Origin of the sequence: Streptomyces sp. NBRC 110035 (genome assembly GCF_000829695.1) — a bacterium.
Taxonomy (GTDB): Bacteria; Actinomycetota; Actinomycetes; order Streptomycetales; family Streptomycetaceae; genus Streptomyces.
In genome coordinates this window covers 411,971-426,340 of the sequence record NZ_BBNN01000016.1, presented here as the reverse complement: position 1 = coordinate 426,340, position 14,370 = coordinate 411,971, and the positions used below count along the sequence as shown (strand labels likewise).

The 14,370-nt window shown below is 72.0% G+C and carries 12 protein-coding genes and 2 pseudogenes; 4 read left to right on the top strand and 10 right to left on the bottom strand.

Translation table 11 applies throughout. From position 1 onward, the window contains the following. Positions 1 to 10: 10 nt before the first annotated feature. From TU30_RS04440 to TU30_RS04410, 8 genes and pseudogenes are all read right to left on the bottom strand, one after another. Entirely contained in the window at positions 11 to 1,060 is a 1,050-nt protein-coding gene (locus TU30_RS04440) for a substrate-binding domain-containing protein (protein ID WP_042164695.1), read from the bottom strand. A 17-nt stretch (positions 1,061 to 1,077) separates the two neighbouring features. After that, on the bottom strand, positions 1,078 to 2,097 hold the full coding sequence (locus TU30_RS04435; protein WP_042164693.1) for an ABC transporter permease: 1,020 nt from the start codon (positions 2,095 to 2,097) through the stop codon (positions 1,078 to 1,080). Further along, complete coding sequence (locus TU30_RS04430) at positions 2,094 to 3,611, bottom strand: sugar ABC transporter ATP-binding protein (RefSeq protein ID WP_042164692.1); 1,518 nt, start codon at positions 3,609 to 3,611, stop codon at positions 2,094 to 2,096. Before TU30_RS04430 ends, TU30_RS04435 begins: the two co-directional genes overlap by 4 nt. 345 nt (positions 3,612 to 3,956) lie before the next feature. Next, entirely contained in the window at positions 3,957 to 5,138 is a 1,182-nt protein-coding gene (locus tag TU30_RS04425; protein WP_042164690.1) for an ROK family protein, read from the bottom strand. Positions 5,139 to 5,332: 194 nt separating this feature from the next. Next, the gene (locus TU30_RS04420; protein WP_141713795.1) at positions 5,333 to 5,578 is read right to left on the bottom strand and encodes a hypothetical protein; all 246 of its coding nucleotides are present in this window, start codon (positions 5,576 to 5,578) and stop codon (positions 5,333 to 5,335) included. A 97-nt stretch (positions 5,579 to 5,675) separates the two neighbouring features. After that, positions 5,676 to 6,623 (bottom strand): beta-ketoacyl-ACP synthase III, encoded by a 948-nt coding sequence (locus tag TU30_RS04415; protein ID WP_042164686.1) that lies wholly within the window; start codon positions 6,621 to 6,623, stop codon positions 5,676 to 5,678. 143 nt (positions 6,624 to 6,766) lie between these two features. Further along, positions 6,767 to 6,922 carry a hypothetical protein gene (locus TU30_RS36380; protein WP_199816821.1) on the bottom strand — a complete coding sequence of 52 codons (156 nt, stop codon included), beginning with the start codon at positions 6,920 to 6,922 and terminating at the stop codon, positions 6,767 to 6,769. Next, positions 6,891 to 7,244, bottom strand: a pseudogene (locus TU30_RS04410) (MFS transporter); the annotation flags it as partial. The pseudogene TU30_RS04410 and the gene TU30_RS36380, both read right to left, overlap by 32 nt. 269 nt (positions 7,245 to 7,513) lie before the next feature. On the opposite strand from TU30_RS04410, the pseudogene TU30_RS36880 reads away from it, so the two are divergent. From TU30_RS36880 to TU30_RS04395, 4 genes and pseudogenes are all read left to right on the top strand, one after another. Next, a pseudogene (locus TU30_RS36880) lies at positions 7,514 to 7,660 on the top strand (Fe-S-binding domain-containing protein); the annotation flags it as partial. A gap of 29 nt (positions 7,661 to 7,689) precedes the next feature. Then, positions 7,690 to 8,538 carry a formate dehydrogenase accessory sulfurtransferase FdhD gene (gene fdhD, locus TU30_RS04405; RefSeq protein WP_042164683.1) on the top strand — a complete coding sequence of 283 codons (849 nt, stop codon included), beginning with the start codon at positions 7,690 to 7,692 and terminating at the stop codon, positions 8,536 to 8,538. A gap of 269 nt (positions 8,539 to 8,807) precedes the next feature. After that, on the top strand, positions 8,808 to 9,977 hold the full coding sequence (locus TU30_RS04400; protein ID WP_370626553.1) for a DUF4185 domain-containing protein: 1,170 nt from the start codon (positions 8,808 to 8,810) through the stop codon (positions 9,975 to 9,977). A 444-nt stretch (positions 9,978 to 10,421) separates the two neighbouring features. Further along, positions 10,422 to 11,243, top strand: coding sequence for an aldo/keto reductase (locus TU30_RS04395; protein WP_176726323.1), 822 nt, complete (start codon positions 10,422 to 10,424; stop codon positions 11,241 to 11,243). A gap of 115 nt (positions 11,244 to 11,358) precedes the next feature. Here the strand turns inward: TU30_RS04395 and TU30_RS04390 are convergent, their stop codons facing one another. Together TU30_RS04390 and TU30_RS04385 are read right to left on the bottom strand one after the other, a co-directional pair. Beyond that, on the bottom strand, positions 11,359 to 12,264 hold the full coding sequence (locus tag TU30_RS04390) for a trans-aconitate 2-methyltransferase (protein ID WP_042164679.1): 906 nt from the start codon (positions 12,262 to 12,264) through the stop codon (positions 11,359 to 11,361). A gap of 177 nt (positions 12,265 to 12,441) precedes the next feature. Next, positions 12,442 to 14,154 carry a glycoside hydrolase family 6 protein gene (locus TU30_RS04385; RefSeq protein WP_042164677.1) on the bottom strand — a complete coding sequence of 571 codons (1,713 nt, stop codon included), beginning with the start codon at positions 14,152 to 14,154 and terminating at the stop codon, positions 12,442 to 12,444. Between the last annotated feature and the right edge of the window lie 216 nt (positions 14,155 to 14,370).

Below are 14,370 nucleotides of genomic sequence, written 5' to 3'. Positions count from 1 at the left end.
GCGGGGCTGCTCACTTGAAGCCGGTGGACATGTACTGGTCGACGTTCTCCTTGTCGACCACGGCCGAATAGCAGGTCAGCGAGGTGGGGATCTCGAACTCGGCGAGGCCGCCGACGCCCTTGCCCTGGCCGAGGGCGCGGGCGAGGTCGATCGCGGAGGCGGCCATCGACGGCGGGTAGAGCACGGTCGCCTTGAGGACCCCGTCGTCCGCCTTGATGGCTTGGAAGGCGGAGAGCGCGCCCGCGCCGCCGACCATGAGGAAGTCGTCACGTCCGGCCTGTTCGACGGCGCGCAGCGCGCCGACGCCCTGGTCGTCGTCGTGGTTCCACAGCGCGTCGAACGCCGACTGGGCCTGCAGGAGCTGGGCCATCTTGGCCTGGCCCGACTCGACGGTGAAGTCGGCGGCCTGGCGGGCCACCTTCTTGATGTTGGGGTAGTTCTTCAGCGCGTCGTCGAAGCCCCGGGTGCGCTGCTTGGTGAGCTCGAGGTTGTCCAGTCCCGCCAGTTCGATGACGCGGGCGTCGGGGGTGTCCTTGAGCTTCTCGCCGATGTAGTGCCCGGCGTTCAGTCCCATGCCGTAGTTGTCGCCGCCGATCCAGCAGCGGTACGCCTGCGGGGAGTTGAAGATGCGGTCGAGGTTGACGACGGGGATGCCGGCGCGCATCGCCTTCAGCCCGACCTGGGTGAGCGCCTTGCCGTCGGCGGGGAGCACCACCAGGACGTCGACCTTCTTGTTGATGAGGGTCTCGATCTGGCCGATCTGCTGGGCGGTGTCGTTGGAGCCCTCGGTGATCTCCATGGTGACGTCCGAGTACGTCTTGGCGCGCTTCTCGGCGTTGTCGTTGATGGCGTTGAGCCAGCCGTGGTCGGCCTGCGGTCCCGCGAAGCCGATGGTGACCGGCTTGCCGGGCTTGTCGGCGGCGGCCGGCCGGTCGCTCGCGGCCGGCTCGGCGTCGCTGGGCTCGTTGCTGGTGCAGCCGGTGACGAGGACTCCGGCGGACACGGCGGCGGCTCCGAGGAACAGCCCTCTGCGGCTCGTGAGAGGTGTCGGCTCTGGCATGGCGGTGAACCCTTTCGTCAGGTCGTGCTCGCGGTGCGCCGCTGGACCAGCACGGCGGCGACGATGATCGCGCCCTTGGCGATCTGCTGGACGTCGCTCTGCAGGTTGTTCAGGGCGAAGATGTTCGTGATCGTGGTGAAGATCAGGACGCCCAGCACGGAGCCGACGACGGTGCCGCGGCCTCCGGTGAGCAGGGTGCCGCCGATGATCGCGGCGGCGATGGCGTCGAGCTCGTAGAGGTTGCCGTTGGTGTTCTGGCCGGAGCCGGACAGGACGATCAGCAGGAAGGCGGCGATGCCGCAGCACAGCCCCGACAGCAGGTACAGGTACAGGCGTTGGCGGCGGACGTCGATGCCGGCGAGCCGGGCCGCCTCCGCGTTGCCGCCGACGGCGACGGTGCGGCGTCCGAAGGTGGTCCGGTTGAGGACCAGCCAGCCGATGACGGTGACCGCCGCGAACACCAGGACCAGGGGCGGGATGCCGAGGACGTAGGCGTCGCGTTCGCCGAGGTCGAGGACGCCGTCGATGGTGACGACCTGGGTGCGCCCGTCGGTGATCTGCAGGGCGAGGCCGCGGGCCGAGGCGAGCATGGCGAGGGTGGCGATGAACGGGACCATCCCGCCGTACGCGATCAGCACCCCGTTGACCAGTCCGCAGCCCACGCCGACGAGGACGGCGGTGAACAGGATGCCGGCGAACCCGAACTCCTGGGTGGCGACCGTGGTCGCCCACACCGAGGCCAGGGCGACGATCGCGCCGACCGACAGGTCGATGCCGCCCGAGGTGATGACGAAGGTCATGCCGACGGTGACGACACCGATGACGGAGGCCTGGGTGAGGACGAGCTGGAGGTTGCGGGTGTCCAGGAACTCGTCCGGTCTGGTGATGCCGCCGATGAGCAGGAGCGCGGCGAGGACGCCGAGCAGCGTCAGGGTACGGACGTCGGCGCGGAACAGCACGGTGCGCCAGGCGGGCGGTTCGCCGACCGGGGGCGCCTTGTCGGTGCTGTCCCGGGGCGGGGAGACGGGCTGCGTCATGACGCCGGGCTTCCTTCCATGACGAGGTCGAGTACACGGTGTTCGTCGAGCTCCCGGGCGGGCGCCGTGTGGACGACGTCCCCTTCCCGGAGCACCAGGACGCGGTCGGCGAGGCCGAGCACCTCGGGCACCTCGCTGGAGACGAGCAGCACGGCGAGGCCTTCGTCGGCCAGCCGCCGTATGACTGCGTACAGTTCGGCGCGGGCGCCGACGTCGACACCGCGGGTGGGTTCGTCGAGCAGCAGCACCCGGCAGCCGCGCAGCAGCCAGCGGGCGAGCACGGCCTTCTGCTGGTTGCCGCCGGACAGGGTGCGCACGGGCACGTCCGGGTTGTCCGGCCGCAGCGAGAGTTCGCGGGTGGCGGCGCGGGCCGCGCCGAGTTCGGCGCCGCGGTCGATCCAGCCGGCCCGCGAGAAGCGGGACATGGCGGAGAGCGACACGTTGCGGGTGACGGACTCCAGCATGAGCAGGGCCTGCGCCTTGCGTTCCTCGGGAGCGAGTCCGATCCCGGCGCGCACGGCGGCGCGCACGCTGCCCGGCCGCAGGGGGCGTCCGCCGACCAGGACCCGGCCGGAGTCCGGTGTGCGGGCGCCGTAGACCGTCTCCAGGATCTCGGAGCGGCCCGAGCCGACGAGACCCGCGAGCCCGACGATCTCCCCGGGGCACAGGGTGAGGTCGAGGGGGGCGAACTCGCCTTTGCGGGACAGTCCTTCGACGGTCAGCACCGGTTCGGCCGGCGGCGGGGAGGCGGGGCGCCCGGGGAAGACGTACTCGACGTCGCGGCCGGTCATCAGGGCGACCACCTCGCGGGTCGGGGTCGACTCGGCGGGCAGCCCGCCCGCGACGGCGCGGCCGTCCTTGAGCACGGTCACCCGGTCGCCGATGCGCCGGATCTCCTCGAGACGGTGCGAGATGTAGACGACGGCGACCCCGTCGGCGGTGAGGTCGGCAACGATGCGGAAGAGGTTGTCGACCTCGTCCGGATCGAGCGCGGCCGACGGTTCGTCCATCACGATGAGACGCACGTCGTGCGAGAGCGCCCGCGCCATGGAGACGATCTGCTGCTGTGCGGCCGACAACTCCCCGACCGCCCGGCCCGGTTCGATCTCGGGGTGGCCGAGCCGGGTCAGCAGCCCGGCCGTCGCTTCCCTGGCGGTCCTGGGACGGACGACGAACCCGGCGGTCGTCGGTTCCTGACCGAGGTGGACGTTCTCGGCGACCGTCATGTGTTCCACCAGGTCGAGTTCCTGGTAGATGGTGGCGATCCCGAGGCGCATGGCGGAGATCGGCGAGCGCAGGGTGACGGCTTCACCGCGCCAGTGGATGGTGCCGGTGTCGGGCTGGTGGGCGCCGGCCAGCACCTTGATCAGGGTGGACTTGCCGGCGCCGTTCTGGCCGAGCAGACAGTGCACCTCGCCGGCCTGGACGTCGAGGTCGACACCGTCCAGGGCCCGGACGCCGGGGAACGACTTGGTGATGCCGGACATGCTGAGCAGCGGTGGTTCGGGTGCCATGCGGATTCCCCTCGGCGGGCGTGCGGGCCGGTGTCAGGGCGGTCCCCCTGCGGGGAGGGTGTTTTCGGACAGGCGGGAGCGCCGGGACGGTGCGGCGTCGTGTGGGAGGGACGGTGCGGGGGCGTGCGCGGTGCGGGGGTGGTGCGGGTGGTGCGCTGGCGGTGCGGGGCCGTACGTGTGGCGGGGTGGGGTACGTGGTGCCGGTGCGCTGTTCCGCGGGTGGATGAGGCGGGCCGCTTCGTGCGGCGGAGGGCGGAGCTGTTCCGTGCGGCGGAGCCGGACTTGCCGTTCCGTGCGGTGGAGCCGGGTGACGTGCTGCCGTGCTGCGGTGCTGCCGTGGGTTGTTTACGCGGGTGAGAACAGGTGGTCGCTGATGAGCCGGGCCGCCCCGATGACTCCGGCGGTGGGGCCCAGCTCCCCGAGGACGATGGGCAGGTTGCCGGTCGCCAGGGGCAGCGACTGGCGGTAGACCTGGGTGCGGATGGCGGCGAGCAGGGTGTGGCCGAGACCGGTCACCCCTCCGCCGATCACCACCAGGCCGGGGTTGAAGAAACTGACCAGGCCGGCGATGACCTGGCCGGTACGGCTGCCGCCCTCGCGGATCAGGTCGATCGCGGTGGCGTCCCCCGCGGCGGCCGCGGCGGCGACGTCGACGGCGCTGAGCGTGCCGTTCGCCTCCAGACGGCTCGCGAGTTCGGCGGAGAGCTGCTGCTGGGCGGCCTCCAGCGCGTCCCTGGCGAGGGCCGCGCCGCTGAAGTGGGCCTCCAGGCAGCCCCGGTTGCCGCAGGCACAGGGGCGGCCGTCGGGTACGGCCTGGATGTGTCCGATGTCGCCGGCGCTGCCCGTCGTACCGCGGTAGACCTCACCGCCGACGACGATGCCGCAGCCTATGCCGGTACCGATCTTGACGCAGAGGAAATCGGGGACGGTGCGGGCGACGCCCGCGTGCTGCTCCCCCATCGCCATCAGGTTCACGTCGTTGTCGACCATGACCGGGCAGCCGAGGTCCTGGCTGAGCGCCTCCCGCACGGGGAAGCCGTCCCAGCCGGGCATGATCGGCGGCGCCACCGGGATGCCCTCGGGGAACCGGACCGGGCCCGGGACGCCGATACCGGCGCCGTCGAACCCCTCCACGAGTCCCGAAGCCCTCAGCTTCGCCGCCATGGACAGCACCTGCTCGAAGACCGCGACCGGTCCGTCGCGTACGTCCATGGGCTGGTTGATGTGCCCGAGGATCTCCAGTTCGGCGTTGGTGACGGCGACGTCGACCGAGGTCGCGCCGATGTCGACGCCGAGGAGCCGCAGGTGCGGGTTGAGACGGATGTTGTGGGAGCGCCGGCCGCCGCGCGAGGCGGCGAGTCCGTCGGCCACGACGAGTTCCGTCTCCAGTAGCCGGTCCACCTCCACGGCCAGCTTCGACCGGGAGAGGTCGACCTGGTCGCCCAGCTGGGCACGGGAGTTGGGTCCACCGTCGCGCAACAGCCTGAGCAGTCGGGCCTGGTGGGCGTTGGCGGGCCGTGCCGTCATACGTCTCACGAACCCCTCCCCGCCTCGATCGGCCTCTGCGCGCCGGATTCCGGCCACGTGTGAGGCGTGCTTTCGAAGGGAACGTAGCAGCGGCTGCCGGAGGTGGGAAGAAGTCGCGCAGGAATTGCCCCCTACTTTTTCCACTCACAGGACAAAGGGGCTCGCGCGGAGCCGCTCGCCCCGGGCACGCACCGTCAGGACTTCGGGGACTCCGCCTGGCCGAGGTCCGAGCGGCGGGTCCGCTCGGTGTGTCCGCGCACGAGCCGCTCGGCCGGCCGCTCGTCGCGGTTCACGAGGGCGGTGACCAGGTCACGGTGCTCGGCCCAGGACTTCCCGCCGCGCTGCCGGGCGACGGGGGTGTGCTGCCGGCGCACCCGCCCGGCCGCAGGGCCGCCCGGCCGCTCCACGGGCACCGCCGGCAGTGACTGCCTTTCGTCCACGGTCCGCGGCGTACAGGCGCCGCACAGAGGGGGTGACCGCATCACACCCGTACGAGGGGCGTCCGCACGGAGGGCTGAGGGCGGCGTACGAGAACCGTCAGGGGCAGCGGACGACCTGCCCGGCGTAGGACAGGTTTCCGCCGAAGCCGAACAGCAGGACCGGGTCGCCGGAGGTCACCTCGCCCCGCTCGACGAGCTTGGCGAAGGCGAGCGGGATGCTCGCGGCCGAGGTGTTGCCCGACTCGGTGACGTCCCGCGCGACGACCGCGTTGACCGCGCCGATCTTGAGCGCGAGGGGTTCGATGATCCGCAGGTTGGCCTGGTGCAGCACGACCGCGGCGAGGTCCTCCGGGGCGTACCCCGCCTTCTCGCAGGCCTGGCGTGCGATGGACGGCAGCCGTGTGGTCGCCCAGCGGTACACGCTCTGGCCCTCCTGGGCGAACCGCGGCGGTGTCCCCTCGATCCGCACCGCGTTGCCCATCTCCGGTACCGAGCCCCACAGCACGGGCCCGATCCCGGGCTCCTCGGGTGCGTCGGTCGCCTCGACGACCGCGGCGCCCGCCCCGTCCCCGACGAGCACGCAGGTGGTGCGGTCGGTCCAGTCGGCGACCTCGGACATCTTGTCGGCGCCGATCACCAGTGCGCGGCGCGCGGATCCGGCGCGTACCGCGTGGTCGGCGGTGGCGAGCGCGTGGGTGAATCCGGCGCACACCACGTTGATGTCCATCGCGGCGGGGCCGGGGATGCCGAGGCGTGCGGCGACCCGGGCCGCCATGTTGGGCGAGCGGTCGATCGCGGTGGAGGTGGCGACCAGCACCAGGTCGACGTCGCCGGGGGTGCGGCCGGCCGCCGCCAGCGCCTTGGCCGCGGCGTGCGCGGCCAGCTCGTCGACGGGCTCCTCGGGGCCCGCGATGTGACGGGTGCGGATGCCGACCCGGCTCGTGATCCACTCGTCGCTGGTGTCGACCATGCCCGCCAGGTCCTCGTTGGTGAGCACCCGGGCGGGCTGGTAGTGGCCGACGGCGGCGATGCGCGAGCCGATCATGAATGGGTTCCCCCTCGTGTGGTGGTTGCGGGATGCACCAGTCTGATCAGTGACTCGCGGGTACGCCGACAGGTGATGCGACAGGATTCGGGCGCCGCGCTTGTCGGCTTCGGTCAGGCCCCCGGAGGGGCCGGGGCGCGGTGTCACCCGGTGAACAGCTGGGTCGCCTTCCGTACGAGTTCGTACAGGCCGTAGGCGAGCGGGACGCCCACCCACAGCCAGGCGAAGAAGGTCAGCCCGCGGCGGCCGGGGCCCGCCGTGGCCGGGTCAGGCGGACTCGCGCTGTTCTCGCCGCTCATCGGCGGCCTCCTTCGCCTCGTCGGGGCGGGGTACGTGGTGCCGGGGGTGTACGGGACGGACGAGTTCATTGGCGACGAAGCCGACCACCAGCAGGCCGATCATGATCATGAAGGACAGTCCGTACAGCGACGAGCCGTGCCGTCCCGCCTCCTCCTGCCGGTCGGCGACCCAGTTCACGATGAGCGGGCCGAGCACACCGGCCGTGGACCACGCGGTGAGCAGCCGCCCGTGGATCGCGCCGACCTGGTGGGTGCCGAAGAGGTCCTTCAGATAGGCCGGGACGGTCGCGAAGCCTCCTCCGTAGAAGGAGAGGATCACCAGGCCGATGGAGGGGTGGACCGCGAGAGCGGCGGGCGGTACGAGCCAGCGGCTCCACCCCGGGGGGCGCGACGGGAGGACTCATGAAACCCGGACGGTAGGCAGACCACGCGTGTTTGAGAACCTGCGGATCGCTCGTATGCGGTGAACGGTACGCGGTCTGCGGCGAACGGTCGGACCGACCGGTTTCCCGGCGCGGGCCGTGCGGCGGGGCCGAGGACCGGCCACTCCCTGTGAGCACGCGGCCCGGGCCGGCGCGCGGGTGCCGCACGGTGGGCTGCGGCCTCATCCTGCACGTGCGGGACCCCGTGCAGGACAATGAGATCGTGAAGGTCACCTCACCGCACGACGGTCCGGTGACGCACCGCACCCTGTGCGTCAGGGGCCGATGCGGCCGTCAGCACGTACGGAGCCGGGACCGACCACGGACCGACCAGGGACTGGGGACATGGGACGAGTCACAGAACGACGCAAGGTGGTCCGCATCCGGGACGGGGTGGTCTCCAGCCGCCCGGACACGCTCGTCACCGAGGAACCCCTGGAGATCCGGCTGAACGGGAAGCCGCTGGCGATCACGATGCGCACGCCGGGTGACGACTTCGCGCTGGCCGTCGGCTTCCTGGTCAGCGAAGGGGTCCTGGCGACGGCGTCCGACCTGCGGAACGTCGTGTACTGCGCGGGCGCGACCGCGGAGGGGGTGAACACCTACAACGTGGTCGACGTGCAGACCGCTCCCGGCGTGCGGACCCCGGACATCACGCTCGAGCGGAACGTGTACACGACCTCGTCCTGCGGCCTGTGCGGCAAGGCGAGCCTGGACGCGGTGCGCACCACGACCCGCCACCCCGTCGCCGACAGCCCGCCGCTGCGCGTCACCCCGGAACTCCTGTCGAGCCTGCCCGACCGGCTGCGCGCCTCCCAGCGGGTCTTCGACCGGACGGGCGGCCTGCACGCGGCGGCCCTGTTCGACGAGGACGGGGAACTGCTGGACGTCCGGGAGGACGTGGGGCGGCACAACGCGGTCGACAAGCTGGTCGGCCGCGCCCTGCAGGGCGGGAACCTGCCGCTGTCCCGGACCGTGCTGATGGTCTCCGGCCGTGCCTCTTTCGAGCTGGCGCAGAAGGCCGTCATGGCCGGCATCCCCCTGCTCGCGGCGGTCTCGGCGCCGTCCTCACTGGCCGTGGACCTGGCGGCGGAGACGGGGCTGACGCTGGTCGGGTTCCTGCGGGGCAGTTCCATGAACGTGTACGCGGGTGAGGACCGCATAGCCCTGCGGGCCGCGGCCGCCCAGGGCTGACCGGTCCCCCGCCGCCGTGCGGCGGGGCCCTCCCTCCGGCCCAGGGCCACCACGGCAGGCGTCAGGGCGTCAGGGCGTCAGGGCGTCAGGGCGTCAGGCACCATGGACCCGCTCCCCTCCGGCCACTAACGTCCCGGAGCGTGCCCGACGACGCAGCACCAGCACCCGCGGAAACCCGCGTACCGCCACGGACACCGCCACGACCACAGCCACGGACACCGCCGCGGCGGGGACCAGGGACCTGGATCGGCCTGGTCCTGGTCCTGCTCCTGGGGACCGTGCTGGTCACGGGCCTGCCGGACCGCGACGACGACGGGCGGCCGGACGGTGGTGCCTGCACGCCGCGCACCGTCGCGTCCTGGGCCGAGGACGACGCCCTCACCTCCGAGTTCGCCCGCTACGGCGACGACGGCGCCCGCGTAGACGACTGGACGGGCGGTGACGGCACGCACTCGGTGCGGCTGCCCGACGGCCGGCTGCTGTGGCTGTTCTCCGACACGTTCCTGGGCCGCGTGCACAGCCCGCCCAACCCGGTCGGCGAGCCGTACGCCTGGCGGGACACGAGCGCGCCGATGGTGCGCAACTCGGCCGTCCTGATGCGCGACGGCCGGCTGGAGTCCACGCTCCCCGCCCCGCTCTTCCCCGATCCGGCCCCGGACCAGTGGCGCTGGCCGGTCGGTGCCCGGGTCGAGCCCCGCTCCCCCGGTTCCACGGAGCAGGTGGTCCGGGTACTGCTGTGGGTGCGTGCGGCGGGGCAGTCCCCGTGGATCTACGGGGTGCCGACCGCCACCGAGGTCGCCACGCTCTCCCTGTCCGATCTGCGCCTGGAGTCGGTGGAGACGGTGCTGGACCAGCGGGATGTGCCCGACCCGTCCCGGCGGGTGCTGTTCGGCACCACCCTGGTCGAGGAGGGCGGGTGGACGTACGTCTTCGGCGGCGACGACGGCCGGGCCGTCTCCCGCGAGGCCTCGCAGGCGTACGCGGCGCGGGTACCGGAGGGCGGGCTCGGCGACCCGGCGGCCTGGGAGTACTGGAACGGCACGGCGTGGCAGACCCGCGCCCGCCCGCGCCCGGTGCTCGGCGACGGACACCGCACGGGTGTCGGCAGCGCCTTCTCGGTGGTGCGGGAGGGCGGGACGTACGTCCTGTTCACGATGGCCACGGGCGTCAAGGGACTGACCACGGTGGCGGCGTACTGGTCCTGCTCCCCCGCCGGGCCGTGGCACGGCCCGGCGGAGGAGTTCAGCCCCGCGCTGCCGCACGGCGGGACCGGCGCGTACAACCCGCAGACGCACCCGGAACTGAGCGGCGACGGGCGGCTGGTGCTCAGCTACGACGTGAACCTGCTCGAGCAGTCCGGCGCCGCGGTGGCGCTCAGCCGGAACGTCTCCCTGTACCGGCCCCGGTTCGTGACGGTCCGGCTGGGGCCGGGGCGGTGACCCTCCCGGCCGCCGCCCCGCCGACGGAGAGGTCCGGTGCACCGTCGGTGCGCGGCTCGTGCCGGTCCGTCCCACTCCGTCCGCGGCGCAGTGCCGCTGGATGCTGTACGACGCCGAGGTGACGGCGGCGGGCGGCCGGCGCCCTCGTCCCGCAGGCGGAGGCGATCCGGGCCTTCCGCGTTCCGGCGCAGCCGTCCGCCGAGGAGCACGGGCCGCTCACGCCGTCGCTGAAGCCGAAGCCGAGGCGCAGGGCGGTCGAGAAGGCCTACGCGGAAGAGGCCGAGGCGCTGTACCGCGCGTGAGGTCCGGCGGACGGCGGTGTTCGACGCCCCGGCGGCGCGCTGACCGTGCATGAAATGTGCCGTCCGGAATGCATGACGGGCGATGATCGTTGACCATGGGAGTTCCACCGGACACCGACCGAAGGATCGAGAGCTCGTGAGTATGGTCCCCCCGATCACCCTGAACAACGGCGTCACGATGCCCCAACTGGGTTTCGGCGTCTGGCAGGTACCGGACCCCGAGGCCGAGACGGCCGTCACGGCGGCACTGGAGGCGGGCTACCGCAGCATCGACACCGCGGCGGTGTACGGCAACGAGGAAGGGACCGGCAGGGCCGTCGCCGCCTCGGGCGTCCCCCGCGAGGACCTCTTCGTCACCACCAAGCTCTGGAACGACGACCAGGGGTACGACACCACCCTGCGCGCTTTCGACACCTCCCTGTCCAAGCTCGGTCTGGACTACGTGGACCTGTACCTCATCCACTGGCCCATGCCGGCCCGCGGCCGCTACGTCGACACGTACCGGGCGTTCGAGAAGCTGCACGCCGAGGGCCGGATCCGTGCCATCGGCGTGTCCAACTTCCTGCCCGAGCACCTGGAGCACCTGCTCGAGGAGACGTCGGTCGTCCCGGCCGTCAACCAGATCGAGCTGCATCCGCATCTCCAGCAGTCCGCCGCGCGGGAGTACCACGCGGAGCGGGGCATCGCCACGGAGGCCTGGTCGCCGCTCGGCTCGGGCAAGGGCCTGCTGGAGGTCCCGGCGATCGTGGCCGTCGCCCGCAAGCACGGGCGCACGCCGGCACAGGTCGTCCTGCGCTGGCACCTCCAGCTCGGCAACGTCGTCATCCCCAAGTCGGTGACGCCGTCGCGGATCGAGGAGAACATCGACGTGTTCGACTTCAGCCTGGACACGGAGGACCTCGCGGCGATCAACGCCCTGAACGAGGACCGCCGCCTGGGATCGGACCCGGCGACGGTGAACTGACCTCTGGTCTTCCGGGTCTTCCGGGTCTTCCGGGTCTTCCGGGACAGGGCGCGGCGGTCTTCCCCCGCGCACGGGGAGACCGCCGTCCGTATGGTCCCGCCGGCCCGGACCGGCTCTACACCGGGCGGACGGCCGTATGCACCGTGTGAGCCGTCAGGAAGAAGACGTCCGAGCGGTGGTGCAGGCTCGCCTCGTCGGCGGGGTCGAGGAGGCGGTCGATGGTGGCGCGGTCCTCGGCGTCCAGTTCCCCGGCGAGTCTGCCGCGGGTGCGGGCGAGCGTCGTGACCACGTGTGTCCGGACACGCTCGGTGGCCGGGCCGGGAAGGTCGAGGAGGAAGGTTCGGGAGCGGCTGTGGTGCAGTCCGGCCGAGGTCAGCAGGGCCGGCCAGTCCTCGGTGTGTGCGACGGAGCCCGGCAGTTCGGTGCGCATCCGGGTGAACCAGTCGGCCTCCACCGCGTCGACACGGCTCTGGAGCCCTGGCCGGCCGATGCCGATGTCGCGCGGCAGGTAGCGGGTGGGCAGTCCGCCCTCCAGGACGGCCAGCGTGCCCCCGGGCGCGAGCCGGGCGGCGTAGGCGGCGAGCGCGGCGCGCTGGTCGCCGAGGTGGTGGACGCTGCGGCTGGCCCACAACAGGTCGGCCGGGTAATCCAGTTCGTCGAGCACGCCGGGGAGTTCACCGGCGAGGGTTCCGAAACGGTCACCGGCGCCGTGCCGGGCGGCGCGGTCCGCGGCCCGTTCGAGCAGTGGGGCGGAGCCGTCGACCGCCACGATGCGGGCGCCCTCGAAGACCTCGGCGAACAGGCACGAGACAACGCCCGGCCCACTGCCCGCGTCCACGATCAGCCCCGGCTCGGTCACCTCCTTCGCAAGCCAGCCGAGGGCCCGTTCGTACAGGGGGGTGAAGAGTTCGGCCTCCGATTCGAGCAGGGAGGCCATCTCCGCCCAGTCGATCTCGGTGTCCGTCGCCCCGTGGTCGTGGTGGTGCCCGGGGTGGTGCTGGTCGTGGTCGTGCTGCGCCATGGGGGTCACCCTCTCCGCTCGGATGCGGACAGAGTGCGCCGACGCGCCCGGCAGAGGCCAGTATTGTTGCCGCTCCGGCAAGGCGGTTTCCCGGAACCGCCCCTACGGGCGTGAGCGATCCGCCGGGGCCGGGCACGCGGCCCGGTCCCGGCGGATCGGGGTCGGTCGGTCAGCCGGTCACGGCAGCGGCGGGTACGCGTTCCGCATGAGCTCCTGGAACTGTGCCGAGAACCAGTGACCGGAGATCGGGGCGTCCGGCAGGGCACCGGTGAGGTTGTTCCCGTTGCGCGGGGTGCCCGTGTAGGTCGGGTCGCACATCCGGTCGAAGCCCTTGCCCTCTTCGTTCGGGATCTCCTTGCTGGCCCCGTCGGACTCGCCCGGGGGCTTCACCCACACGTAGGCGTCGATGCCGTTCTCGGGTGCTGTCTGCGGGCGTTCGCCGAGTCCGGCGCCCGACTGGTTGCACCAGTTGCCGATGTGGATGCGGCGGTCGTAGCGTCCGCCCTCGACGTAGGCGTCGACGCTGGTCGTCGCGCCCGGTCCGGTGGGCCGGTCACCGCCGCCCCAGCCGTTGCGGGAGGTGTCGATCAGCATGCCGATGTTCGTGTCGAAGCCGGTCGAGACGAGTTCGGTCCGGAAGGCCTGGGCGAAGCCCAGCTCGTCGACGTAACGGTTCCAGTCGACCCACCCGGACTCGCGGACGGACTTGCCGGCCACGGAGTCGTTGATGGAGAAGTTCTCCTCCTTCAGCGCGCTGTAGTTGGCGGTGTTGGTGATGAAGCCGTGGACGTCGGACGGAGTCGCGCCCTCGGCGGTGGCCGCGTCGTGGAAGACGTCGGCGGAGGCGCCGAAGTTGTCGTCCCAGCCGATCCAGCCGTGGTGGCCGGCGTCGACGTAGTTGTACACGTTCCCCACGTCGCCGAGCTTGTTCAGGGCGTAGCCGACGCCCTTGACGTAGTTGCCGTTGGCCTTCATCACGTCGCACTCGGGCGTGGCGGTGGGCCGGCTGCCGGTGTTGGTGACGAGGTTGGGCAGGGAGTCGATCTCGACGGTGGTGACGATCCGCAGCGGGGCGTACTTCTCCTCACCGAGGATCTCGGCGATCGGGTCGATGTACTCGGTCTTGTAGCGGCCGATCTCCGTCGGGCCGAGTTCGCCGTTGGAGGCGAGGGCGGAGCAGTCGCGGCCGGGCAGGTTGTAGATGACCAGCTGGACGACGAGTTCGTCCGAGCCCTTCTGCGCGAGCGCCTCGTCGAGGTGGTCGCGCAGGCCCATGCCGCCGTTCACACCGTTGATGGCGGCGATGCGGTCCAGCCAGACTCCGGTGGGCTGGTCGGCGATGCGGTCGCCGCCCGGCTCGGCGGCGGCCTTCGCGGACCACTCGGGGTTCACGTACACCTTGGCACCGCTGTACGGGTTGTCGACCCGGTCACCGGGGTCGGTCGGGTCCGTGGGGTCGGTCGGGCCTCCGTCGTCGACGTTGCACGTGACACCGTCGAGGGTGAAGGTGGCGGGGATCGCGTTGCTGCCGCTATAGGTGCCCTGGAAGCCGAAGCTGGCCGAACCGCCGGTCGCCAGCGTGCCGTTGTAGGACTCGTTGACGGCGGTGACGTTGCTGCCGGACTGGGTGACCTTGGCGTTCCAGCCGCTGGTGACCCGCTGGTTGCCGGCGTAGGACCACTTCAGCGACCAGGACGACTTGGCGGCACCGAGGTTGGTGACGGTCACGGCGGCGGTGAAGCCGGTGCCCCACTGGTTCTGCACCTGGTAGTCGACGGTGCAGGGGACGGCGGCGGCGCCGACACCGTCGGGTACGACGGCGTACGCCGTGCCGGTGGCACCGGCGACCAGCGCCATGGCAGCGAGGAGCGCGGTTCTCGTGCGACTCATGAGTGCGGGTTTCCTATCCGTTGGGGGTGTACGGGTCGCGCTGTCCGAAGAGGTCTGTCCCTAGGAGAGTTGACGGTCGGCAGTGATCTCACCGGGGCGCGCGTGGGGCGCGCCCCGGTGTCGTAGGGCGTGGACGTGGGGGGCACCTCGGGGCGGAGGATCAGGACGAGGCCCGGTCCGCGGTCCGGGACGTGCGGGGGCCGGACCGGCCACGAG

What these genes read in the sequence shown, in the direction of transcription:
- TU30_RS04390 (WP_042164679.1), bottom strand. Translation starts at nt 12,264, where the DNA reads ATGGCGCAGCACGACCACGACCAGCACCACCCCGGGCACCACCACGAC.
- TU30_RS04425 (WP_042164690.1), bottom strand. Translation starts at nt 5,138, where the DNA reads ATGACGGCACGGCCCGCCAACGCCCACCAGGCCCGACTGCTCAGGCTG.
- TU30_RS04415 (WP_042164686.1), bottom strand. Translation starts at nt 6,623, where the DNA reads ATGATCGGCTCGCGCATCGCCGCCGTCGGCCACTACCAGCCCGCCCGG.
- TU30_RS04440 (WP_042164695.1), bottom strand. Translation starts at nt 1,060, where the DNA reads ATGCCAGAGCCGACACCTCTCACGAGCCGCAGAGGGCTGTTCCTCGGA.
- TU30_RS04395 (WP_176726323.1), top strand. Translation starts at nt 10,422, where the DNA reads ATGGTCCCCCCGATCACCCTGAACAACGGCGTCACGATGCCCCAACTG.
- TU30_RS36380 (WP_199816821.1), bottom strand. Translation starts at nt 6,922, where the DNA reads ATGAGCGGCGAGAACAGCGCGAGTCCGCCTGACCCGGCCACGGCGGGC.
- TU30_RS04430 (WP_042164692.1), bottom strand. Translation starts at nt 3,611, where the DNA reads ATGGCACCCGAACCACCGCTGCTCAGCATGTCCGGCATCACCAAGTCG.
- fdhD (WP_042164683.1), top strand. Translation starts at nt 7,690, where the DNA reads ATGGGACGAGTCACAGAACGACGCAAGGTGGTCCGCATCCGGGACGGG.
- TU30_RS04385 (WP_042164677.1), bottom strand. Translation starts at nt 14,154, where the DNA reads ATGAGTCGCACGAGAACCGCGCTCCTCGCTGCCATGGCGCTGGTCGCC.
- TU30_RS04435 (WP_042164693.1), bottom strand. Translation starts at nt 2,097, where the DNA reads ATGACGCAGCCCGTCTCCCCGCCCCGGGACAGCACCGACAAGGCGCCC.